The following is a 21,750-nucleotide window of genomic DNA, read 5'->3' as shown; positions in this document are numbered from 1 at the left end:
CCTCAGCCGGCGGTCTCGTCGCCCGGGTTGCGGGCGCCCGACGTGTTGGCCGCCCGCGCCACCGCCGCAGCGGGGTCGTCGACGTCGATGATCGTGATCGCACTGGTGATCGGCGCCAGGCCCGACAGTCGTGCGGGCGAGAGCACCTTGCGCACCTGCTCGTCGGTCATCAGGCCGGCCGCGACCACGAGCGGGGCGATGGCCGCGTTCGTGGTGAGGGCCGTGTGGGCGATCGCTGCAGCCGCCGTGTAGCCGATGTAGGGCGTGAGCGCGGTCACGCTGCCGACGTTCGTCTCGACCTGCTGGGTGAGCCGGGCCCGGTTCGCCTCGATGCCGTCGACGCAGTTGACCCGGAGGGTCTGGCAGGCGTAGGTCATCCACTGCAGGCTCTGCATGACCGAGTGCGTGATGACCGGCTCGAAGGCGTTGAGCTGCAGCTGCCCGGCCTCGGCGGCCATCGTGACGGTGACGTCGGCCCCCGCGACCGAGAACGCCACCTGGTTGACCACCTCGGGGATCACGGGGTTCACCTTGCCCGGCATGATGGACGACCCGGCCTGGCGGGGCGGCAGCGTGATCTCGCTGATGCCGGCCTGCGGCCCGGACGACAGCAACCGCAGGTCGTTGCAGATCTTCGAGAGCTTGATGGCGCTGCGCTTCAGGGCACCGCTCAGCGTCATGAAGACGCCGGTGTCGCTGGTCGCCTCGATCAGGTCGGGAGCCGTGACGAGGTCCATGCCCGAGAGCGTGCTGAGGTGACGTCGCACGGCGTCGGCGTAGAGCGGGTCGGCGGTGATGCCGGTGCCGATCGCGGTCGCCCCGAGGTTGATCTCGCCGAGCAGCGGCACGACGTCGCGCAGCCGCTGGACGTCTTCGGCCAGGGTGTGCGCGAAGCCCGTGAACTCTTGCCCGAGGGTCATCGGCACGGCGTCCTGCAGCTGCGTGCGGCCGACCTTGAGCACGTCGTGGAACTCGTCGCCCTTGGCCGCGAACGCGTCGGCGAGCAGGTCGAGCTCGACCAGCAGACGGCGCAAGGTGAGCACCATCGCGATCTTGATCGAGGTGGGGTACGTGTCGTTCGTGCTCTGGCTGCGGTTGACGTCGTCGATCGGGTGGAGGTGGCGGTACTCGCCCTTGGCGTGGCCGAGCAGCTCGAGGGCCCGGTTGGCGATGACCTCGTTGCTGTTCATGTTCGTCGACGTGCCGGCACCCCCCTGGATGACCCCGACGGCGAACTGGTCGTGCAGCGCCCCGCCGCGGATCTCTTCGCAGGCACGCTCGATGGCCTCGGCCTTGACCGGGTCGAGCACGCCGATCTCGACGTTGGCCCGCGCCGCCGCCTGCTTCACGAGCGCGAGGGCCGTGACGAGGTCGGGGTAGACCGAGATAGGACGCTGCGAGATCGGGAAGTTCTCGAGTGCCCGGGCGGTGTGGATGCCCCAGTAGACGTCGGCGGGGACCTCTCGGCTGCCCAGCGAATCGGTCTCGGTGCGGGTCGGTGCTGCTGTCTCGGTCGTCACTTGTGGTGCGCCTCCGTCGTCAGTCGGGGCCCGGTCGTCGTCGACCGGACGCTCCGTCGAGCCTACCGGCGGGGCCGGTGGCCGGTGGTGGCCGAGGAGGCGCGGCTGCGGTCGGCGGGGACGCCCGCGCCCTGGGGACGAGACGACGCCGACGTCGGCGTCAGCGGTGGAAGCCCGGGACGATCAGGTAGATGCCGTAGAGCACGCCGAGGGCGCAGACCACGAAGCAGGCGTACCCGGCGGCGGTCCTGGCGGTCGTGCGGCCCTCGACCGTCAGGAGGCGCAGGCCCAGGGAGTAGAGCGACACGAGGGCCGCGGCGGAGAACAGGGCGACGAGCGCGACCACGACGAAGGCGGACCAGTCGATCATCAGCGCACCTCGTCGTCGGTCGGCGTCGTGCCCCGGGGAGCGGCGACCGGTTCTGGCGGGTCGTCCATGCGGACGAAGGGGGCCTCGACGCCGGACGCCGGGGTGTCGACGCGGCCCTTGCGGACGGCACGCCGCGCACGGCGACGGGAGAGCACCGAGGTCGCGGCGACGTCGACCTCGATCGCCGAGCCCTGGTCGTGGGGTCGGCGACGCGAGATGACGAAGATGCCGGCGATGACGACCGCGCCGACGGCGGCGTCGATCACGAGCCCCGTGACGCCGAGCGTGGCGATCAGGGCGGCCACGGCCCCGACGGCGGCCGACGCGGGCAGGGTGATGAACCAGGCGACGACGATCTTGCCCGCCGTGCCCCACTGGATCTTCGACCCTCGTCGCCCGAGCCCGGCACCGATGATCGAACCGCTGGCCACCTGCGTCGTCGAGAGCGCGAAGCCCAGGTGGCTCGAGGCGAGCACCGTCGCGGTGGTCGACGCCTCGGCCGAGAAGCCCTGCGTGGGCTTGACCTCGGTCAGGCCGCCGCCCATGGTCTGGATGATCCGCCACCCACCGGTGTACGTGCCCAGCGCGATGGCGAGGGCGCAGACGACGACCACCCAGAACGGCGGGCCGGAGTCGGGGGTGAGCAACCCGCCCGCGATGAGCGTCAGCGTGATGACGCCCATGGTCTTCTGCGCGTCGTTCGTGCCGTGCGCGAGGGCGACAAGCGACGACGTGAAGATCTGGCCGTAGCGGAAGCCGCCCCGCTCGCTCTTGTCGTCGCGTCGCCGGGTGATCGTGTAGGCCAGGCGCGTGGCGGTGTAGCCGACGACCCCGGCGATGAGCGGGGCCAGCAGGGCGGGCAGCACGACCTTCGACAGCACGACGCCGAAGTCGACCGACCCCGTGCCGGCACCGACGATCGCGGCGCCGATCAGGCCGCCGAAGAGGGCGTGCGACGAACTCGACGGCAGGCCGCGGAGCCAGGTGAACATGTTCCAGACGACGGCACCGATCAGGCCGGCGAAGATCATCTCGGGGGTGATCTGCACCCCGCCGTCGCCCTCGCGGATGATGCCGCCCGAGACGGTCTTGGCGACCTCGGTGCTGAGGAAGGCCCCCACGAGGTTGAGGATCGCGGCGACCGTGACGGCGACCTTGGGCTTCATCGCCCCGGTCGCGATCGGGGTCGCCATGGCGTTGGCCGTGTCGTGGAACCCGTTCGTGAAGTCGAAGAAGAGTGCCAACGCGATGACCAGGACGACGATGAGTGTGATGTCCACCGGCCTGAGTGTCACAGGTGGGTGGACGCGGGTCAACTCGGCGGTGTCCGGCGGGGTACATCCCGGTGAACGGCGGGTGACGCGGTCGCGTCGACGCGCCGGGCGCATGCCTCAGACGTGCGGCACGAAGTCCTGCCAGGCCCGTCGCCGCTCGCCCCGCGGGTCGTGCTCGATCCGGTCGCGCACGTCGATGATCAGCGTGCGCCGACGGTGGGGGTCGTAGGTCGGCCAGTCGGCGACGGCCCCCGTGCGGACGAACTCGAGCCAGCGGGAGCGGGTCCGGGCGGCCGTGCGCAAGAACGCCCGTCGACCGCCGAGCAGGCTCATGGCCCAGCCGAAGGCCGACCCCATGCGGTCGTAGATCGCCCAGAGCTCGAGACCGTGGAAGGCGTCGACCCCGACCGTGCGGAGGATGCGCGTCGTCGCGTCGAAGCGGTAGAAGCGCACGTCCTGGTGCACCGCGTGGCGCTCGGCGACCTTGACGCTCGGGAACCAGAACGCGTAGTCCCCGCCGAAGTCGAGGGCGGCGGGCCGGTCGGGCAGACCGGGGTAGTGCTTCTTGATCGCCTTGCGGGCCTTCTTCTCGGTCGCGGCGAAGATGGCGCGGATGCGCGGCTTCGTGGTCGCGAGGATGTCGCGCCGCCCCGTGAACACCGAGCCCTCGCGATCGTTCGTGCCGATGACGAGCGGCACCGGGTGGGCCCGGCCCGCCTTGAAGGCGTCGAGGGGACGCTCGGGCAGGAACTCGCCGTCGATGACCGGGCTGAAGGAGATCGTGCCGGGGTCCTCGTCCGGGGTGCGCAACTGCAGTCGGCTGGCCGCCCGGACGATCGCCGTCGTCGGCGCCCCGGCGAGCAGGGCCGCCGCGTCGTCGACGCTCGTGGCCTCGAGGTCGTCGTCGTGCAGGTCGTGGGCCAGCAGCTCGAGGAACTCCCCCGCCCAGCGCTGAGTCACGGCCGGCGGGTAGATCGCGTTCGGCGGCGAGCTCTGCGCGATGACGCCACGGAACAGCCCGCGAGCGCGGGGCACCGTCATCAGGGTCGTGACGGCGTTGCCACCCGAGCTCTCGCCCGACACGGTGACGCGGTCGGGGTCGCCGCCGAACGCGGCGACGTTGTCACGGACCCACTCGAGGGCTGCCACCTGGTCGCGGAGGCCCAGGTTCGAGTCGAACGGCCGGTCCGGGGTCGCCCAGTGGCTGAAGTCGAGGTAGCCGAACGCACCCAGCCGGTAGTTGAGGCTGACGTAGACGATGCCGCCCTCGCGGACGAGCGTCTCGCCCTGTCTCGGGAACTCGCGCGACGAGCCCACGCTGTACGCGCCTCCGTGGACGAAGACCAGCACGGGCAGCCCGGCATCCGGCGCGGTGCCGTCGGGCGAGATCACGTTCACCGTCAGGCAGTCCTCGCTGAGCGGCGTGGTCGCGTCGACGCCGACGAATTGCACGCGGTCCTGCGGCGCGGCGGGCCCGAACCGGCTGGCGTCGCGGACGCCGGTCCACGCCGCGGGCGGCTCGGGAGCCCGGAACCGGAGGCGCCCCACCGGTGGTGCCGCGAACGGGATGCCGCGCCAGGCGAGCACTCCGCGCTCCCGCACGCCGCGGACCTCGCCGGACCGGGTGGTGCGGACGAGGTCGGGGGCCGGGGCGGTCGCCCGGGGCTGTGCGGTCACGGGGCGATGCTACGGGGGGACGGGTCGCCGACCGTGCCCGTTCACCCGACGTTCTCCTAGGGGGTGCCTGAGAGGATGGGTCGAACTTTGCAGTCGGTGCACGCCGCACGGCTGCCCTCGACGACTGGACGGAGCCCGGCTCACATGGAACTCGGCGAGCTGCTGATCATCTTGACCGGGTCGCTCGTCGTGACTGCCTTCGCCCGCTGGAGGGGCCTGCCCGCCCCGCTGCTGACCGTGGGCGTCGCGTTGCTCGTCTCCCTCGTGCCCGGGGTGCCCGACATCGAGATCGACTCCGAGGTGATCTTGACCGTGGTGCTGCCGCCGCTGCTCTATTCGGCAGCTCTCGACGTGTCGCTGCTGAACTTCCGCGAGAGCCGCGTGCAGATCGCGCGGCTCGGCGTCGGCGCCGTGGTCGTGACGGCCTTCGCCGTCGGCGGCGTGGCCTACGTGATGATCCCCGACATGACGCTGCCGGCCGCACTGCTCGTCGGTGCCGTGGTCGCGCCTCCCGACGCCGTGTCGGCGGCCGCCATCGGCCGCAAGCTCGGGCTGCCGCGCAAGGTCATGACGGTGCTCTCGGGCGAGAGCCTGATCAACGACGCGGCCTCGCTGACACTCGTCAAGGTGTTCCTCGCGATCGTCGGCGGGGCGAGCCTGACCCTGTGGGACGACCTCGGCATCTTCGGTCTTGCGATCGGCGTGGGCGTCGCGGTGGGCCTCGCCCTGGGCTTCGTCGCGCACCGCGTGCGCGTGCGCATCGACGACCCCGTGGTCGAGAACGTCATCGGGCTGCTGTTGCCGTTCATCGCCTACATCGCCGCCGAAGAGCTGAGCGGCTCCGGCGTGCTGGCCGTGGTGGCGGCCGGGCTCTACGTCGGCTTCAACTCGCCGCGCACGGGCTACGCGACACGGTTGCAGGAGCGCCCCTTCTGGTCGGCCGCCGACGTGGTGCTCGAGGGTTTCGTCTTCGCGCTGATCGGCCTGCAGCTGCGTGCCGTCGTTCTCGATGTGAGCGAGAGCGAGCGGGGCCTCGGCCAGAGCGTCGGAGTCGCGCTGGCCGTCCTGGCGGTGGTCGTGCTCGTCCGGCCGGCCTTCGTGTTCGCCACGTACTACGCCGCCCGGGCGGGCCGCTACCTCTTCTTGTCGACGGTGCTGCGCAAGCTCCGGCGGGTGCCGACCCTGCGACGGCTGCGTCGGGCACCGGCCCTGCGGACGCTGCGCTACCACCCGCAGCCCCGCATGGGCTGGCGGCAGCTGACGGTCATCTCGTGGACGGGCATGCGCGGCGTGGTGACGCTGGCCGCCGCCGTGTCGATCCCGGCGATCACCGAGTCGAGCATCCCGGTGCCCGCCCGCGACACGATGTTCCTCATCGCGTTCATCGTCACGGTCGGCACGTTGTTGCTGCAGGGGCTGACGCTGCCGTTCGTGATCCGGGTGCTGGGCGTGCGCGACGACACCCAGCGCGACCGTGACCTGGCCGCCGAGCTGGCCGTCTTCTCGTCGAGCACCGACGAGACCATGGCCTACGTCGCCGAGCGTCGCGGCGACTGGGAGCGACGGTGGGGGGTCGAGCTGACCGAGCGGGCCGTGACGATCTCGACGACTCGGCTGCTCCGCCAGAACGAGGCCCTGCAGCGGACGGCCCTCGACGACGCCGACGAACGGGACGCCTCGGCGTCGACGGACGCGCAACGCGCCCGTCGCCGCGCGGCGCCCCAGGCCCTCGGGTCGATCCGCCGGGAGCTGCTCGCCAAGCGCCGCGAGGTCGTCCTGCGCGAGCGGGACGCCGGCAACGTCGACGAAGAGGTGATGCGACGGGTGCTGCTCGGACTCGACGCCGAGGAGCTCGCCATGGACACCTCGGCCTTCACGAGCACGAGGTCGTGACGCCCGCCCGGGGTCGCGTCGCCCCCCGGCGTATCGTGAGCGGCATCGACGGCCGGGGCGACGGACGACGACGGACGAGAGGACACGGCACGGTGGCGACCACGACGAACGAGACGGCGACCGGCGACGTGGGCGGGCCGGCCAAACCCGAGCTCGGGCGCTACCGCCGGTGGTACTCGACCCTGCACCCGTCCCTGCAGCTGATCGGCCTGCAGCTCTGGCTGCCGCTCTTCTTCATCGTCGGCTTCTGCCTCTGCTACATCGCGGCCTTCCACGCACCCCACCCGCACGACGTCCCCGTGGCCGTCGTCGGATCGTCCTCGGTCGCCGCCGAGCTGCAGGCGAGCCTCGACGACGCACGGCCCGGCGTGATCGACGTGCGCACCTACGCCTCGGCCGACGAGGCCGAGCAGGCGGTCCTCGCCGGCCACGTCGCCGTGGCCTACGACCCGTCCGACACGACCATCTACACCGCGAGCGCCCACCAGTACCAGGTCGCCGCGCTGATCCCCGCGACGATGACGCCGGTGCTCGAGGCCGAGGGCGTCACGCCCACCGTCACCGACCTCGCCCCCCTGCCCGCGAACGACGAGTACGGCACCGTGTCGATGTACCTCATGCTCTCGTGGTGCATCGGCGGCTACATGGTGGCCATGTTCATCGGGCTGATGGGTGCACCGCTGCGCCACCGCACGCGCATGACGGTCATCGGCGTCGGGGGCGGGGTCATCTCGCTCGTGACGAACGTGCTGGCCGGGCCCGTGATCGGCGCGGTCGACGGGCACTTCGTGCCGCTGTTCTTCATCGCCTGGGCCTGGATCATCGCCATCGGTCTGGCGGTCAACGGGATCAGCTACTTCGTGGGCCGCTTCGTGGCGCTGCCGGCGATGATCGTCTTCGTCTTCTTGTCGATGCCGTCGTCAGGGGCCGCCTACCCGGCCTGGTTCATGCCCCAGCCGTTCGCCTGGCTCAACGCCGTGGTGGTCGGCAGCGGCATCACCGAGATGCTCAAGCGGGTGCTCTACGGCGTGGGTCCGGGCTACGGACGAGGCGTCACGATGATGCTCTGCTACGCCGCGCTCGGCGTCGTGCTGATGGTGGTGGGCAAACGCTGGTGGGAGAACCGGCGCATCGCACGGATCGTGTCGGGCCGCACCACGATGTTCGCCGACGCCCAGAACGCCAACCGCGAGTTCTTGACCCGGGAGCGCGACGAGGTCCTCGCCCGTCACGGCCTGGTGGCCACCGACACGGGCACGATCAACACGATCCCCGTGGACGAACGGGACGACCTCGGCGACCCGGCCGAGCGGGGCGACATGTTCCTCGGGGCGCCCGGCGGGCTCGAGGGAGACGACCTCTCGACGCGGCCGGTCCGGGTCGTGGCGAGCGACCGCGTCGCGTCGTCGTCGCGCGTGCGGGACGACCGTCCCGCACGCTGACGAGGTGCCGGCACGATGACGAGGTGCCGGTCGGGCGTCAGACGAGCTGCGTCTCCGCCGCGGATGCGCGACGCTCGGCCAGCTCGAGTTCGGCGAGGCGCTCGACCCGACGCCACCGGGCGGCGGTGACGGCCATGCCGGCGACCAGTGCGATCACGGCGAAGCTCGAGAGGACGAGGAAGGTGCCGCCGAACGCGGCGCCGACCACGACGGCGACGAGGCCGAGGGCCCACGCCGCCATCGGCAGCCAGACGGGCATCACGCGCCGGGCGGCGGGGACGGTCGTGCGCGAGAGACCGCGCGTCGGGGTCAGGGTCAGGCCGTCGTAGCTGGTCATGTCGCTCCCCGTGAGATCCGTCGGACGGACGGGGGTGTCCCCCGCGATCCGCTTCGGGTCCGACCCTAGGCGGGGCCCGCGCCGCGCCGCGCCCCCCTCTGCGAGGGGCACCCGTCCGGGTGCCGACCCCTCACGGACCGGCGTGTTCGGCGGGAAGGACGCCCTCCGAGGCCACCGAGGCGAGGTCGGCGGCGAAGACGAACGTCCGCGCGACGTGTCCCCCGGCGAGCACGCCCGGCAGCCAGTGCGACGCGTCGTCCCACATCTCGCCCAGGGGCAGCTCGTCGAGGCCGAACCAGCGCGGCGCGAGCTCGTCGCTCTCGGCCGGCTCGCCCCTCCAGGTCGTGGTGACGAAGACCGTCGAGCGTTGGCTCCAGCTCTCGCGGTGCGGGAAGAGGTAGAGCAGGTCACCCCGCCGCTCGAGGTCGGAGGCGGCCACCTCGACGCCGCTCTCTTCCGCGATCTCACGGACCGCCGCCTCCTCGGCCCCCTCGCCGGGTTCGAACTTGCCGCCGAGCCCGACCCAGTGGCCCGTGCCGAGCCCTCGTTTCTTGCGACCGAGCAGCACCTGCGCGCGCCCCTCGTGCTCGCGCATCAGATACGTGACGCAGACGCGGTAGACCGGCATGACGGCAGGCTACCGGCCTCGGCGTCGGACGTCGCGCGTAGGCTCGTCGTCATGTCCGACGCACGATCCAGCGGCAGGCGACGCCCCGGGCCCGAGTTCCGCGGTGCCGGTCGCAGCCTCGAGGTGCTGCGTGCCGAGGCCCACGACGAGCTGTCCGCCCTCATCGAACTGCGCTGCCGCAACGGCGAAGACCCGTGGGACGTCATTCCCGGCCTGCCCACCGTCGACGAACAGGTCGTCATCTCGCTGCGGGCCGACGCCCTCGGCATCGACGGCGTGCCGACCGCGACGGGCCTCGGGCTCGCCGACGAGCTCGGCTACCTGCGCACCATCGCGCTCTGGCACCCCGAGCTGTCGCGCGCGGTCTGGTCGCTCATGGGGCGGCTCGACGACGCCTCGCGCTGAGCGCAGGGTTCGGCCGGTCGGGCGGTCCGGCGGCCGGTCGGGCGCGTGCCTGTCGGTGGTGCGCCGTAGCGTGGCCCCATGAGCTGGTGGGACGTCGTGACGGTGACCGTGGGTGCCTTCGTGGGTGCCGGGGCGGCGTTCGCCTCCAACCTGCTCGTGCGGCTGATCGAGTCGCGACGGCGAGAGGCCTCGGCCCTCAACGAACTGATCACCGAGATCCACTTCCGCCGGGTGCTGCGCCGGGTGGCGCCGCGGCTCAGCCCCAACCCCCGGGCCCTCGACCCGGTCTTCGAACAGGCGCGGCACTCGATCTCCGCGCTGCGCGGCGAGATCCGGCGGGCCCGGCGTGCCCTGCGCCCCCGGTCGAACGCACTGCCGGTGCTGAACGAGATGACCCTCGCCTGCAACACCTTCCTCGACGACAGCGACGACTCCCCCGAGCGCTACCGCCTGCACCTCATGCAGCTGCACGCCAGGCTGAACGCCTCGGTGCGACGGCTGCGCTCCGACCGCCGGTCGATCTCCGACCTCGAACCGGGCGAGGCCCACCTGGGCGCCACGGTGCAGGGGTTGACCGCGCCGACGACCGTGCTGCCGGTCGACGACTGACCGCCGACGCCCGCGGACGCCCGCTGACGCCCACCGGCACCGTCGGCACCGCCGTCGCCGCCGACGGACGCGACCGAGGAGGCGCGGGTAGCGTCCCCGACATGAGCGACCGCGACGAGACCCCGGCCCCCGACCCCACCGCCCCGGGCGACGAGGCAACCGCGCACCACGAGGCAGCCGCGCACGACCACGCAGCCGACGTGCAGCCCGGCCCGGCCGGCCCGGCCGGCCACGACGTGGACGCGACGATCACCGTCCCCGGCACGCACTCCGAGTCCGCCGCCGAGAAGGCCGGCACCCCCGAGCAGGCGATCGACGAGGCGCGAGAGGGCGAGGCCCCCGGCCCGGCCGACGTGCACGTCGCCTCGGACGAGTACCCGGTCGTGCCGCCCCTCGGCGGCATCACGGCGAGCGACCGCTCGATCTGAGCCGCCGTTAGGCTCGGGTGATGGCCTCCGTTCCCGCCCCCCGCGCCCCCCAGAAGCCCGTCACCCGCTCGCACCACGGTCACGACTTCGTCGACGACTACGAGTGGCTGCGCGCGAAGGACGACCCCGAGGTCGTCGCGCACCTCGAGGCGGAGAACGCGCACACCGAGGCCGAGACGGCCCACCTCGCCGACCTGCGACAGAGCGTCTTCGACGAGATCAAGGGCCGGGTGCAAGAGACCGACCTCGGCGTCCCGGTCCGAGAGGGCTCGTGGTGGTACTACTCGCGCACGGCCGAGGGGCAGCAGTACGGCATCCACTGCCGTGCGCCGATCTCGGGCCCGGACGACTGGACGCCCCCGACGATCGAGGCGGGCGAGCCCGCCGACGGCGAGCAGGTGCTGCTCGACGGCAACGTCGAGGCCGAGGGCCACGACTTCTTCTCGATCGGCAGCTTCGACGTCTCGCCCGACGGCACGTTGCTGGCCTACGCCGTCGACGTCGAGGGCGACGAGCGCTACACCCTGCGCATCCGCGACCTGGCGTCGGGCGCCGACCTCGACGACGTCGTCACCGGCACGGCCGCCGGCGCGCTCTTCGACGCCACCGGCCGGTACGTGTTCTACCCGACCGTCGACGAATCGTGGCGCCCCGACACCATCTGGCGGCACGAGGTGGGGCAGCCGGGCGACGACGTCACGGTGTTCACCGAGACGGACGACCGTTACTGGATCGGCGTGGGGCTCACCCGCAGCCGGCAGTACCTCGTCGTCGACGTCGGCTCGAAGATCACGAGCGAGACGTGGCTGCTCGACGCCGCCGACCCGACGGGCGAGTTCCGGGTCGTCTGGCCGCGACACGAGGGGGTCGAGTACGAGGTCGAGCACGCGATCGTCGCCGGCAGCGACCGCCTGCTGATCGTCCACAACGACGGGGCCGAGAACTTCGAGCTGGTCGACGTGCCGGCCGACGACCCCACCTCGACCACCGACCGCCGCGTGATCGTGCCGCACCGCACCTCCGTCCGGCTCGAGTCGGTCGACGCGTTCGCCGGGCACCTCGTCGTGGAGTACCGCCGCGACGCGCTGCCGCGCTTCGCGGTGGTGCCGCTCGGCCCGGACGGCTACGGCGAGGTCGCCGAGGTCGGGTTCGACGAGCCGCTCTTCGCCGCCGGGGCCGGCGGCAACCCCGAGTTCGACCAGCCGACGGTCCGGTTCGGCTACACGTCGTTCGTGACGCCGTCGACCGTCTACGACCTCGACGTCCGCACGGGCGAGCGTCACCTGCTCAAGCGGCAGAACGTGCTCGGCGGTTACGACCCCGCCGACTACGACCAGGCCCGCGAGTGGGCGACGGCCGCCGACGGCACCCGGGTGCCCGTCTCGCTCGTCTGGCGTCGCGACGCCGTGCCCGCCGAGGGCCCGTCGCCGGTGCACCTCTACGGCTACGGCTCGTACGAGCACAGCATCGACCCGGGCTTCAGCGTGGCCCGGCTGTCGCTGCTCGACCGCGGCGTGGTGTTCGCCGTCGCGCACGTCCGGGGCGGGGGCGAGCTCGGCCGGTCGTGGTACGAGCACGGCAAGACCCTCACGAAGAAGAACACCTTCACCGACTTCGTGGCCGTCGCCGACCACCTGATCGCCGAGGGGCGCACGACGCCCGAGCTGATGGTGGCCGAAGGCGGCAGCGCCGGCGGCCTGCTGATGGGCGCCGTGGCGAACATCGCGCCCGACCGGTTCGCCGGCATCGTGGCGGCCGTGCCGTTCGTCGACGCGCTGACGAGCATCCTCGACCCCGACCTGCCGCTCACCGTCATCGAGTGGGACGAGTGGGGCGACCCCCTGCACGACGCCGAGGTCTACGAGTACATGCGCGGCTACAGCCCGTACGAGAACGTCCGCGACGACGTGACGTACCCGCGCATCCTCGCGGTGACCTCGATCAACGACACCCGGGTGCTCTACGTCGAACCCGCCAAGTGGGTGGCGAGACTCCGTGAGGTCGGCGCACCCGTGCTGCTGAAGACCGAGATGTCGGCGGGGCACGGGGGCGTCAGCGGACGGTACGAGTCGTGGCATGAGCGGGCCTTCGAGATCGCGTGGATCCTCGACGTGCTCGGGCGCGCCTGACCGTCGTGGACCACGTCGCCCTGTTGCGGGGCGTGAACGTGGGCACCGCCAAGCGGGTGGCCATGGCGGACCTGCGCCGCATCGCCACCGAGCTCGGCTTCGAGCGGCCCGAGACGCTGCTGAACAGCGGCAACCTGGTCTTCGGGGCGTCGTCCGTGCTCGGCTCGGGCGACGCGTCGGGGCTGCAGGCGGCGATCGCCCGCGGGACCGGCGTCGACGCCGACCTGGTGCTGCTCGGGGCCGACCGGTTCGGGCACCTGGCCGCGGCGAACCCGCTCCGCCGCGACGGTCGTGAGCCGAAGCTGCTGTCGGTGGCGTTCGCCGAGGTGCCGGGCGCGCTCGAGGGGGTCGCGCCTCCCGCCGTCGACCTGGGCGACGAAGAGGTCGTCGTCGCCCCCGACGCGGTCTACCAGTGGCTGCCGTCGGGCGTGCTCGCCTCGCGGGTGCCGGCCGCCTGGTGGCGCGCCCTGCCGACGGCGGTGACCGCCCGCAACGACGCCACGGTGCGCAAGATCGAGGCCCTGCTCGCCCGCCGCGCCCGGTGACCCGTCCTCCGGGCACGTCGCGACGCGAGCGTGGCGTCACGCGACCGGGTCCGGCCCGGCCGCGGCGGACCCCGCCGACTCAGAGCCGTCGGGCGGCTCGCTCGAACCGGCGCCGCGCCTCCCGGGCCCTGGCGACCTCGAGCGTCGCCAGCACCCCGTAGCCGAACGAGTCCTCGCCCGACCGGTGGGCGACGCCGGCGACCTCGCGGATCGTCCGCACGGTGGCCAGGGCGTCCCGGTGCTCACCGAGGGCGTCCTGGACGGCCTCGGCCCGGCGCGCCTGCCGACGGCCCGACCCGCTGCGGGCACGGTCGGCCTCGAGCGCCTGCCGCAGCCGCCGGACCGCCGTGCGCGCGTGCCGCAGGTCGCTCGACACGTCGTCCGCGCCCGCACCCGCGCCCGCACCGCTCGACGCGTCCGCACTCGCACCGCCCGACGCGTCCGCGCTCGCGAGGGCCGCCCGGACGGCCTTCGTGGCACGCTTCCGCTCGGCTCGCAGCCGGGTCGCCGAGAGCTCGGCCGCCCGGTCCGCGGCGTGTGGCCCCGTCGCCGGAGCCGCGACCAGGGCGTCCACGTCGTCCAGCAGGTCGAACCAGGCGCGCGAGTCGAGCAACCGGCGCACGTCGCCCGTCGCCTCAGCCAGTCGTTCGCCGAGCCGGGCCTCGAGCCGGCCGGTGGCCTGGACGGCCACGAACCCCGTCGGAGCCGAGGAGGCGCGGGTCGCCACCCGGCCCCTCGTCACCTCGGTGTCGCGGGCGGCCCGTGACACGTGGCCGACGTGGGCCGCACCCGCGACGACCGCGCCGGCGAGCCCCGGGTCGAGGACGCCGTCCCAGACCGTCAGCACGGCCCGGAGTCGCCGAGCGGTCGACCGGAGCCGGTGCACCGCGCCCGGCTCGTCGTCGCGCACGGCGGCGTCGACCGCGAGCAGCTCGTCGCGCAACCCCGCCACGGTCGAGGTGACGAACGCGGCGGCGGACTTCTTCTTCGGAGGCGCCGTGGGCCCGGGCGCGGTGGACGGGGTCGACGACGCGGCCCCACCCGATCCGTCTCCGGCCGAGGACGCCGCCGAGGGGCCCGCCGCCGGCCCGACCGCACCGGCGGGCTCGGCCCCCAACCCTCGCGCGAGCTTCGACTTCGACGACGACACCGACGCCCCGGCCGCCTCGAGCCGGTCGGCGACCGCGTCGAGCAGCCGCTCGCCCTCCGCGCCGTCGACGCCCGGCGCCAGCTCGACCTCCCACTCGCGCCAGGTGCGGAACGACGCCGAGTCCGGGTTCGAGGCGCGCACGACGTCGTCGGCGACCTCGGCCAGTGCCCGACCCGAGTCGTCGAGCAGTCGGGTCACCGTGCGCGTCGTCCCGAGCCGCAGCACGGGGTGGACGGGCCGGCCCCGCAGCCGGGCCTCGACCAGTCGGCGCAGGGCGTCCGGCACGGTCTCGTCGGGCCCGCCGAGGGGCCAGTGCACCTCGCGGCGCCCGGCGGTGCCGGCCGACGGCGGCAGCTTGAGGTGCCAGCCGGCGTCGCCTCCGCCCTCGCGCCTCCTGAGGGTCGTCCGCGCCCCGAGCAAGGTGTGGTCGACGGTGTCCCAGTAGGTGGCCGCCAACTCGACCGCGTCGTCGCGCTCGACCGTCGCGACGGCGAGGTCGGGGCCGCCGACCCCGACCAGGTCGGGCACGGCGGCGCTCTCGTGGACGTCGTACTTGCGCTCGATCTCGGTCTGTTCGGTGCGGCGGGGGGCGGCGTGGCTCATGCCTTCCGTTGTAGTCGGGCCAGCCGGTCGGCCGTCAGCCGAGCCTCGGGGGCCGCCCCGGCGTAGGGTCGTCGCATGAGCGACGTGGCCCCGAGTCTTGCCGGATGGATGGCGCGCCAGCGCTGGTACGCGACGAAGGGACGGACGCCCGCCCTGCGGGTGATCGGCTCGTTCGAGGCCGAGGTGGACGACGCCCTCGCGATGACACTGCTGATCATCGACGAGGCCGCCGACGTCCCCGTGCTCTACCAGGTGCCCCTCGTCAGCCGTGCGACGCCCCTGCCCGGCGGTGACGCGGCCTTCATCGGCTCGGCCGACGGGCGGTACCTCTACGACGGGCCGCACGACCCGGCCTACGCCCGCGAGCTGCTGCGCACGATGTCCGCCGAGTCGCACGTCGTCGGCGCCGACGTCACCGTCGACGGGACGCGCATCGTCGACCCCGGGCAGGTGCGCCGCTCGCGCGTGCTCTCGGGCGAGCAGTCGAACACGTCGATCGTGTACGACGTCGAGGGCGGCCCGGTCGACCAGGTCATCGCCAAGGTGTTCCGGGTGCTGCACCACGGCGACAACCCCGACGTGACCACGCAGGCGTCCCTCACCCGCGGTGGGTCGACGCACGTCCCCTCGTCGTTCGGCTCGCTGCGAGCGACCTGGCCCGACGTCGGGCGTGACGGCGGCACGGCGACCGGGCACCTCGCCTTCTCTCAAGAGTTCTTGCCCGGCCTCGAGGACGCCTGGCGCGTGGCCCTGACGGCCGCGGCCGCCGGCACCGACTTCACGGCCGAGGCCCACGCGCTCGGCGTCGCCGTCGCCGAGGTGCACGCGACCCTGGCGGCCGACCTGGGCACGGTCCCCGCGGGCGACGACGAGATCGCCGGCGCCCTGACGAGCATGCGGCGTCGCATCACGACGGCCGCCCGAGAGGTGCCCCGCATCGCCGAGCACGCCGAGGCGATCGGCGCGGTCTACGACGCCGCCGAGCACCTGCACTGGCCCGATCTGCAGCGCATCCACGGCGACCTGCATCTCGGCCAGGCCCTGCTGTCGCCGGAACGCGGCTGGATGCTGATCGACTTCGAGGGCGAGCCCCTGCGGCCGATGCCCGAACGCTCGCGCCCCGACCTGCCGATCCGCGACATCGCAGGCATGCTGCGGTCGTTCGACTACGTCGCCGGCTCGCTCGCCCAAGAAGACGTCCCGGTCGACGCGGGGGCCTGGGCCCACGACGCCCGCCGGGCGTTCGTCGACGGCTACGTCGCGTCGTCCGGCGTCGACGTCCGGGCCGCCCGCGCCCTGCTCGACGCGTTCGAGATCGACAAGGCCGTCTACGAGGCCATCTACGAGAGCCGCAACCGACCCGACTGGATCGACATCCCCCTTGCAGCGGTGGCTCGTCTCGCGGCGCGAAGCGCGCCCGTGACCGACAGCTCGCCGTCGGCCGGCAGCGCGCAGTAGGCCGGCAGCGCCCGGCCGTCGACGGCGCGACCGCGGCCGGCTGAGCCGCATCGGGGCCGTCGCGAGACGTCCCCGGGATCGTGCCCCGCGCCTCCTGCGTCCTCGACGGACGAGAGCGCAGGAGGCGCGGTGCCCTGATCAGGGACGCGGCACGTTGCGCAGGTTGGTGCGTGCCATCGCGACGGCCTCGCCCGCCCCGCCGTTCATCACGATCTTCGACATGGCGAGCGAGAACCCCTTCACCTGCGCACCCGTGATGGTCGGCGGCAGCGAGAGCGCCTTGGGGTCCGTGGCGATGTCGACGAGCGCCGGGCCGTCGTGCTCGAAGGCCGCCTCGTACGCCGCCCTCAGGTCGCGCGGGTCGTCGACGTGCACTGCGTGGATGCCGATCGCCCGGGCCACGGCCGCGTAGTCCGTGTAGGGCACGTCGACGCCGAAGTCGGGGAACCCGTCGACGAGCATCTCGAGCTTGACGAGCCCCAGCGTCGAGTTGTTGAACACGATGATCTTGACGGGCAGCTGGTACATCTGCGCCGTCACGAGCTCGCCCATCAGCATGGAGAGCCCGCCGTCACCTGAGATCGACACGACCTGGCGGTCGGGGTACGCCATCTGGGCGCCCAGGGCGTGCGGCAACGCGTTGGCCATCGAACCGTGCAGGTACGAACCGAAGATGCGTCGGCGCGGGGTGGGCGTGACGTAGCGGGCGGCCCAGACGTTGCCCATGCCCGTGTCGGCGGTGAAGATGGCGTTGTCGGCGGCGACCTCGTCGAGCAGCGAGGCCGCGTACTCGGGGTGGATCGGCCGCATCTTCTCGACGTTCTTCGTGTACGCCCCGACCGCGCCGGTCATGAGCTTGTCGTGCTTCTTGAGCGTCTTGTCGAGGAACTTCCGGTTCTTCTTGCGGCTCACGAGCGGCATCAGCGCGCGGACGGTCGGGGCGATCGCGCCGTGCACGGGCACCTGCACGTCGGCGCGGCGACCGATCACGGCGGCGTCGACGTCGACCTGCGCGATGGTCACCTTCGAGGCGTCGGGCAGGAACTGCGGGTAGGGGAAGTCGGTGCCGAGCAGCACCAGCAGGTCGGCGTCGTGGATGCCGGCGTGCGCGGCGCCGTAGCCGAGCAGGCCGGTCATGCCGACGTCGAACGGGTTGTCGTACTGGATGACGTCCTTGCCCCGCAGGCTGTGCCCGATCGGGGCGCCGACGAGGTCGGCCAGCGCGATGATCTCGTCGTGCGAGCCGCGCCCGCCCTCGCCGACGAAGAACGCGACGGTGTCGGCCTGGTTGATGGCGTCGGCCAGGGCCTGGACGTCGTGCCGGTCGGGCACCAGCTCGGGCGGCCGGACGGCCACGTACGCGGGCACCTTGCCGCCGGCGTCGAGCTCGGCGATGTCGCCGGGCAGCGTGATGACGCTGACGCCCTCGCCCGCCAGCGTGTGACGGATCGCGCTCGCGACGACCATCGGCGACTGCTCGGCCGTCGAGATCATCTCGCTGTAGCCCGAGCACTCGACGAACAGGCGGTCGGGGTGGGTCTCTTGGAAGTAGTCCGAGCCGATCATCGCGCTCGGGATGTGACTGGCGATCGCCAGCACCTTGGCCCGGCTGCGGTTCGCGTCGTACAGGCCGTTGATCAGGTGCAGGTTGCCCGGGCCGCACGACCCGGCGCAGACGGCGAGCTCGCCGCTCATCTGGGCGTCGCCCGAGGCCATGAACGCCGCGGCCTCTTCGTTGCGGACGTGGATCCAGTCGATCCCGCCCTTCGCCGACCCGCCGGTGCGACGCACCGCGTCGACGATCGGGTTGAGGCTGTCGCCGACGATGCCGTAGATGCGCCGGACCCCGGCGGTGACGAGCTGGGCGATGATCTGGTCGGCGACCGTGTCTGCCATGGTGTTCCCTTCGTGGAGCGTGCTGGAGCGCCTCCCAGCCAACTCCCCCGGCGCTCACCGCCGACCGGGCTTAACCTGGGCACATGAGTGACATCGCGAGCACGTACGTCCCCGAGGCCGGCACCATCACCATGTTCAGCACGTCGTGGTGCGGCTACTGCGCCCGACTCAAGCAACAGCTGGGCAAGCAGGGCATCGGCTACACCGAGATCAACATCGAAGAGGTGCCGGGCACGGCAGAGCTCGTGCAGAGCGTCAACGACGGCAACCAGACCGTGCCGACGATCATCTACCCCGATGGCTCGACGGCCACCAACCCGTCCCTCGCCGACGTGCAGGCGAAGCTCGGCGTCTGAGCGCCGACGTGCTCCTCGCTGCCGGGTCGGCCCCGCGGCGGCTCCGCCTGCTGGTGCTGGGCGGCACGGCCTGGCTGGGCGGCGAGATCGTCTCCGCCGCGCTCGCCCGCGGCCACGAGGTCACCTGTCTCGCCCGCGGGTCGTCCGGTGCGGTGCCGGCCGGCGCCCGCTTCGTGCGTGCCGACCGGGGCACCGCCGGGGCGTACGACCCCGTGGTCGCGGGCGGGCAGCGCTGGGACGCGGTCGTCGACCTCGGTCGTGACGCCTCGCACGTCAGGGACGCGGTCTCGGTGCTCGAACCGGCCGGCGCCTCCTCCGTGTTCGTGTCGAGCGTCAGCGTGTACGCCGACACGGCGACGCCGGGGGCCGACGAGTCCGCCGCGCTCGTCGACGGTGACGAGTCGGACTACGGCGGGTCGAAGGTGGCCGCCGAACGGGCCGTCGTCGGGGCATTCGGCCGCGAGCGGTCGTTGATCGTCCGGGCGGGCCTGATCGGCGGGCCGGGCGACCACACGGGCCGCACCGGGTGGTGGCCGCTGCGCTTCGCCCGGGCTGCCGCGGCGACCGAGCCCGACCCGGTGCTCGTGCTCGACGTCCCCGGCCTCGACGTGCAGCCGATCGACGTGCGCGACCTGGCGTCGTGGGTCGTCGCCTCGGTCGAACGCGGGCTCTCGGGGACGATCGACGCGGTGGGCGACCGGCAGTCGTTGGCCGACCATCTCACGGCGGCCCGGCGCGTCGCGGGTCACACGGGTGAGGTCGTCCCGGTCGACGAGGCCTGGCTCGAGGCCCACGGCGTGAACCCGTGGGCGGGCCCGTGGTCGCTGCCGCTCTGGGTGCCGGTCGCCACGCACGCGGGCTTCGGAGCCCGGTCAGGAGGCGCGGGTCGCGCCGCGGGTCTCGTGCCGCGCCCCGTCGACGAGACGCTGCGTGACGCCCTCGCCTGGGAGCGCTCGCGTCCCGGCCCGGCCGGCCCCCACGGCGCGGGGCTCGAGCCCGACGACGAACGCGACCTGCTCGCCGCCGCCCGCCGCCGCCGCTGAGGACGCACGCCGCACCCCGCCGCTGAGGCCGCGCGCCGCTCGCCGCCGCTGAGGCCGCACGCCGCACCCCGCACGCCGCCCTCCGTCCGTCGCACGTTGCACGTCGCGCCCGCTAGAGATTGCACCGCGTTTCGTGCAGCGCACACGATCTAGTCGCGGTGCGACGCACGGAACGCGGTGCGACCCCGGCAGGCGGCCCAGTCCGCCGAGTCCCGAGGACAAGGCCCCCACACCTAGGCACCCCGTTTCGTGCAGCGCACACGATCTAGTCGCGGTGCGGCGCACGAAACGCGGTGCGCTCTCGGCAGGCGGCCCGGTCCGGCGAGTCCCGAGGACACCGCCCCCACACCTAGGCACCCCGTTTCGTGCAGCGCACACGATCTAGTCGCGGTGCGGCGCACGGATCGCGGTGCGATCCGGGCAGGCAGCCCGGGTCAGCTCTGTGCGGGCGGGGCGAAGAACTCGATCTGGTTGCCGTCGGGGTCCTTGATCATCAGCGCGTGGCCGAAGTCGACGTCCTGCAGGTCGGACTCGATGCCGACCGACGTCGCGTGCTGCTGCCAGGCGACGACGCCGTCGCGGTCGCCGACGGCGAGGCCGATGTGGTCGAGCCCGGGCACGGTCGGGTCGAAGGCCGCCGACGAGCCGTCGGTGTAGGCCGTGACGCCGAGGATCTGCCCGTTGCCGACCGAGAAGATGCGACGGTCGAGGCCGTCGAGCTCGATGCGGCCGACCGGGCCGGCTCCGAGCAGCTTCTCGTAGAAGGCGAGGCTCGCGTCGAGGTCGGAGACGGTGATGGCGACGTGGGCGTAGCCGGACAGTTCGGGCATGGGGTGCTCCTTCGGTGGTCGGGTGTTCTCCGGCCACCGAACTCGCGCCTCCTGGGAGGGGCCTCTCGTCCCCGGTTCGTTCGTCCCCCGAATCCGTCCACAGGGCGGCCCGATTCGATGTCGGAGTCCTCCGGCACCCGAGACGATCGATGCGTGCCCACCGACGAACCAGACCTCCGTTCCTTCCTCATCCGATCGCGGTTCGACGACCCGGCGGAACGCCGTGCCCATGCACGGGGCGAACTCGTGCGTGTCGCGCCGGGGCGTTACGTCGAGTCGTCGGCCTGGCGCGGCCTGCGTCGGGAGGAGCGCCACGCCCTCCGAACGGTGGCCGCGGTCGGCCGGATGCGTGACGAGGTCGTCGTGTCTCACGCCTCGGCGGCCGCCGTGTGGGGCATGCCGGTGCTCGGCCCGCCGCTGGCCCGCGTCTCGACGACCGACCCGTCGCGCATGCGGACCCACACGGGTGCACACGTGACGAGGCATGCGGCACGGCTGCCGTCGGATGAGATCACCCGTCATCGGGGTCTCGTCGTGACCACGCCGGCCCGGACCGCCGTGGACGTCGCCCTGACCGGCACCCGCAGCCAGGCCGTGGCCGTCCTCGACCACTGCCTGCGACGTCGGTTGTGCACGCTGGACGAGTACCAGGCGTGCTTGCTGGGGCGGGACCGTGTCCGGGGCTCGACCCGCGCCTCCTGGGTCGCCGAGTTCGCCAGCCCCTTGGCCGGTTCCGCCGGCGAATCGGTCTACCGGGTCGCCCTCGACGGTCTCGGATTCCCGGCACCCCGTCTGCAGGAACGGCACGTCGACGACGAGGGGCTCATCGGTTACACCGACTTCGGGTGGGAGGCGTACGGCGTGTACGACGAGTTCGACGGATTCGTGAAGTACCTCGACCGCGAGATGCGACACGGGCTGACGGCGGAGGAGATCGTGGTCCTCGAGAAGGTCCGTGAGGACCGGCTGAGGAGTCTGCCCTACGTGAACCGGGTGACACGCACCATCTGGCGCGACCTCGCGCGACCGCAGCGGATCGTCACGCGGCTCGAGCGAGCGGGCGTCCCCCGCGTCCGCACCGCGAATCGTGCACGGCACCGTGACTAGACGCGGTGCCGTGCACGAAACGCGGTACGCTGCGAGGCGTTGGCGCGCGG

General features: G+C 72.9%; 20 protein-coding genes. 11 read left to right on the top strand and 9 right to left on the bottom strand.

Features of this window, described 5'->3' with window-relative positions; genetic code table 11:
* Positions 1-2: 2 nt before the first annotated feature.
* The 4 genes from ITJ55_RS11930 to ITJ55_RS11915 form a co-directional block, all read right to left on the bottom strand.
* Positions 3-1,520: an aspartate ammonia-lyase gene (locus ITJ55_RS11930; RefSeq protein WP_194595508.1), complete on the bottom strand. Its 1,518-nt coding sequence runs from the start codon at positions 1,518-1,520 to the stop codon at positions 3-5.
* 160 nt (positions 1,521-1,680) lie between these two features.
* A complete protein-coding gene (locus ITJ55_RS11925) occupies positions 1,681-1,890 on the bottom strand; it encodes a hypothetical protein (protein WP_056262781.1) in 210 nt (69 codons plus the stop codon).
* Positions 1,890-3,170 (bottom strand): inorganic phosphate transporter, encoded by a 1,281-nt coding sequence (locus ITJ55_RS11920; protein ID WP_082486862.1) that lies wholly within the window; start codon positions 3,168-3,170, stop codon positions 1,890-1,892. The genes ITJ55_RS11925 and ITJ55_RS11920 overlap by 1 nt, the downstream gene beginning before the upstream one ends.
* Positions 3,171-3,281: 111 nt before the next feature.
* Entirely contained in the window at positions 3,282-4,841 is a 1,560-nt protein-coding gene (locus tag ITJ55_RS11915; protein WP_194595506.1) for a carboxylesterase/lipase family protein, read from the bottom strand.
* A gap of 144 nt (positions 4,842-4,985) precedes the next feature.
* Here ITJ55_RS11915 and ITJ55_RS11910 point away from each other — a divergent pair, with 144 nt between their 5' ends.
* Both ITJ55_RS11910 and ITJ55_RS11905 read left to right on the top strand, forming a co-directional pair.
* Positions 4,986-6,734 (top strand): sodium:proton antiporter, encoded by a 1,749-nt coding sequence (locus ITJ55_RS11910; protein ID WP_194595505.1) that lies wholly within the window; start codon positions 4,986-4,988, stop codon positions 6,732-6,734.
* Positions 6,735-6,826: 92 nt separating this feature from the next.
* Entirely contained in the window at positions 6,827-8,176 is a 1,350-nt protein-coding gene (locus ITJ55_RS11905) for an ABC transporter permease (protein WP_194595504.1), read from the top strand.
* Between the two features lie 37 nt (positions 8,177-8,213).
* Here ITJ55_RS11905 and ITJ55_RS11900 read toward each other — a convergent pair whose 3' ends face one another.
* Positions 8,214-8,513, bottom strand: a complete 300-nt coding sequence (locus ITJ55_RS11900; protein ID WP_194595503.1) for a hypothetical protein — start codon at positions 8,511-8,513, stop codon at positions 8,214-8,216.
* A 130-nt stretch (positions 8,514-8,643) separates the two neighbouring features.
* A complete protein-coding gene (locus tag ITJ55_RS11895) occupies positions 8,644-9,141 on the bottom strand; it encodes an 8-oxo-dGTP diphosphatase (RefSeq protein ID WP_194595502.1) in 498 nt (165 codons plus the stop codon).
* Positions 9,142-9,192: 51 nt separating this feature from the next.
* Here ITJ55_RS11895 and ITJ55_RS11890 point away from each other — a divergent pair, with 51 nt between their 5' ends.
* From ITJ55_RS11890 to ITJ55_RS11870, 5 genes are all read left to right on the top strand, one after another.
* Positions 9,193-9,546 (top strand): hypothetical protein, encoded by a 354-nt coding sequence (locus ITJ55_RS11890; RefSeq protein ID WP_056262757.1) that lies wholly within the window; start codon positions 9,193-9,195, stop codon positions 9,544-9,546.
* A 78-nt stretch (positions 9,547-9,624) separates the two neighbouring features.
* On the top strand, positions 9,625-10,155 hold the full coding sequence (locus ITJ55_RS11885) for a hypothetical protein (protein ID WP_056262753.1): 531 nt from the start codon (positions 9,625-9,627) through the stop codon (positions 10,153-10,155).
* Positions 10,156-10,256: 101 nt separating this feature from the next.
* The gene (locus ITJ55_RS11880) at positions 10,257-10,583 is read left to right on the top strand and encodes a hypothetical protein (protein ID WP_194595501.1); all 327 of its coding nucleotides are present in this window, start codon (positions 10,257-10,259) and stop codon (positions 10,581-10,583) included.
* A 20-nt stretch (positions 10,584-10,603) separates the two neighbouring features.
* Positions 10,604-12,712: a S9 family peptidase gene (locus ITJ55_RS11875; RefSeq protein WP_194595500.1), complete on the top strand. Its 2,109-nt coding sequence runs from the start codon at positions 10,604-10,606 to the stop codon at positions 12,710-12,712.
* A gap of 5 nt (positions 12,713-12,717) precedes the next feature.
* The gene (locus ITJ55_RS11870; RefSeq protein ID WP_194595499.1) at positions 12,718-13,257 is read left to right on the top strand and encodes a DUF1697 domain-containing protein; all 540 of its coding nucleotides are present in this window, start codon (positions 12,718-12,720) and stop codon (positions 13,255-13,257) included.
* A gap of 79 nt (positions 13,258-13,336) precedes the next feature.
* Here ITJ55_RS11870 and ITJ55_RS11865 read toward each other — a convergent pair whose 3' ends face one another.
* Positions 13,337-15,010: a CYTH and CHAD domain-containing protein gene (locus ITJ55_RS11865; protein WP_194595498.1), complete on the bottom strand. Its 1,674-nt coding sequence runs from the start codon at positions 15,008-15,010 to the stop codon at positions 13,337-13,339.
* 75 nt (positions 15,011-15,085) lie between these two features.
* On the opposite strand from ITJ55_RS11865, the gene ITJ55_RS11860 reads away from it, so the two are divergent.
* On the top strand, positions 15,086-16,468 hold the full coding sequence (locus ITJ55_RS11860) for a phosphotransferase (RefSeq protein WP_194595497.1): 1,383 nt from the start codon (positions 15,086-15,088) through the stop codon (positions 16,466-16,468).
* Positions 16,469-16,606: 138 nt separating this feature from the next.
* On the opposite strand, the gene ITJ55_RS11855 is transcribed toward ITJ55_RS11860, so the two are convergent.
* Positions 16,607-18,364, bottom strand: a complete 1,758-nt coding sequence (locus ITJ55_RS11855; RefSeq protein WP_194595496.1) for a pyruvate dehydrogenase — start codon at positions 18,362-18,364, stop codon at positions 16,607-16,609.
* Positions 18,365-18,447: 83 nt separating this feature from the next.
* On the opposite strand from ITJ55_RS11855, the gene ITJ55_RS11850 reads away from it, so the two are divergent.
* Together ITJ55_RS11850 and ITJ55_RS11845 are read left to right on the top strand one after the other, a co-directional pair.
* A complete protein-coding gene (locus ITJ55_RS11850) occupies positions 18,448-18,720 on the top strand; it encodes a mycoredoxin (protein ID WP_056262728.1) in 273 nt (90 codons plus the stop codon).
* An 8-nt stretch (positions 18,721-18,728) separates the two neighbouring features.
* Entirely contained in the window at positions 18,729-19,763 is a 1,035-nt protein-coding gene (locus ITJ55_RS11845) for an NAD-dependent epimerase/dehydratase family protein (protein ID WP_194595495.1), read from the top strand.
* A gap of 434 nt (positions 19,764-20,197) precedes the next feature.
* On the opposite strand, the gene ITJ55_RS11840 is transcribed toward ITJ55_RS11845, so the two are convergent.
* A complete protein-coding gene (locus ITJ55_RS11840; RefSeq protein WP_194595494.1) occupies positions 20,198-20,593 on the bottom strand; it encodes a VOC family protein in 396 nt (131 codons plus the stop codon).
* A gap of 363 nt (positions 20,594-20,956) precedes the next feature.
* Here ITJ55_RS11840 and ITJ55_RS11835 point away from each other — a divergent pair, with 363 nt between their 5' ends.
* Positions 20,957-21,700 (top strand): hypothetical protein, encoded by a 744-nt coding sequence (locus tag ITJ55_RS11835; RefSeq protein WP_194595493.1) that lies wholly within the window; start codon positions 20,957-20,959, stop codon positions 21,698-21,700.
* Positions 21,701-21,750: the final 50 nt, after the last annotated feature.

The organism is Frigoribacterium sp. VKM Ac-1396 (assembly GCF_015350895.1).
In the GTDB taxonomy this organism is placed as follows: Bacteria; Actinomycetota; Actinomycetes; order Actinomycetales; family Microbacteriaceae; genus Frigoribacterium.
Note: the sequence above shows the minus strand (reverse complement) of the source record. Positions and strands in the feature narration are given on the sequence as shown.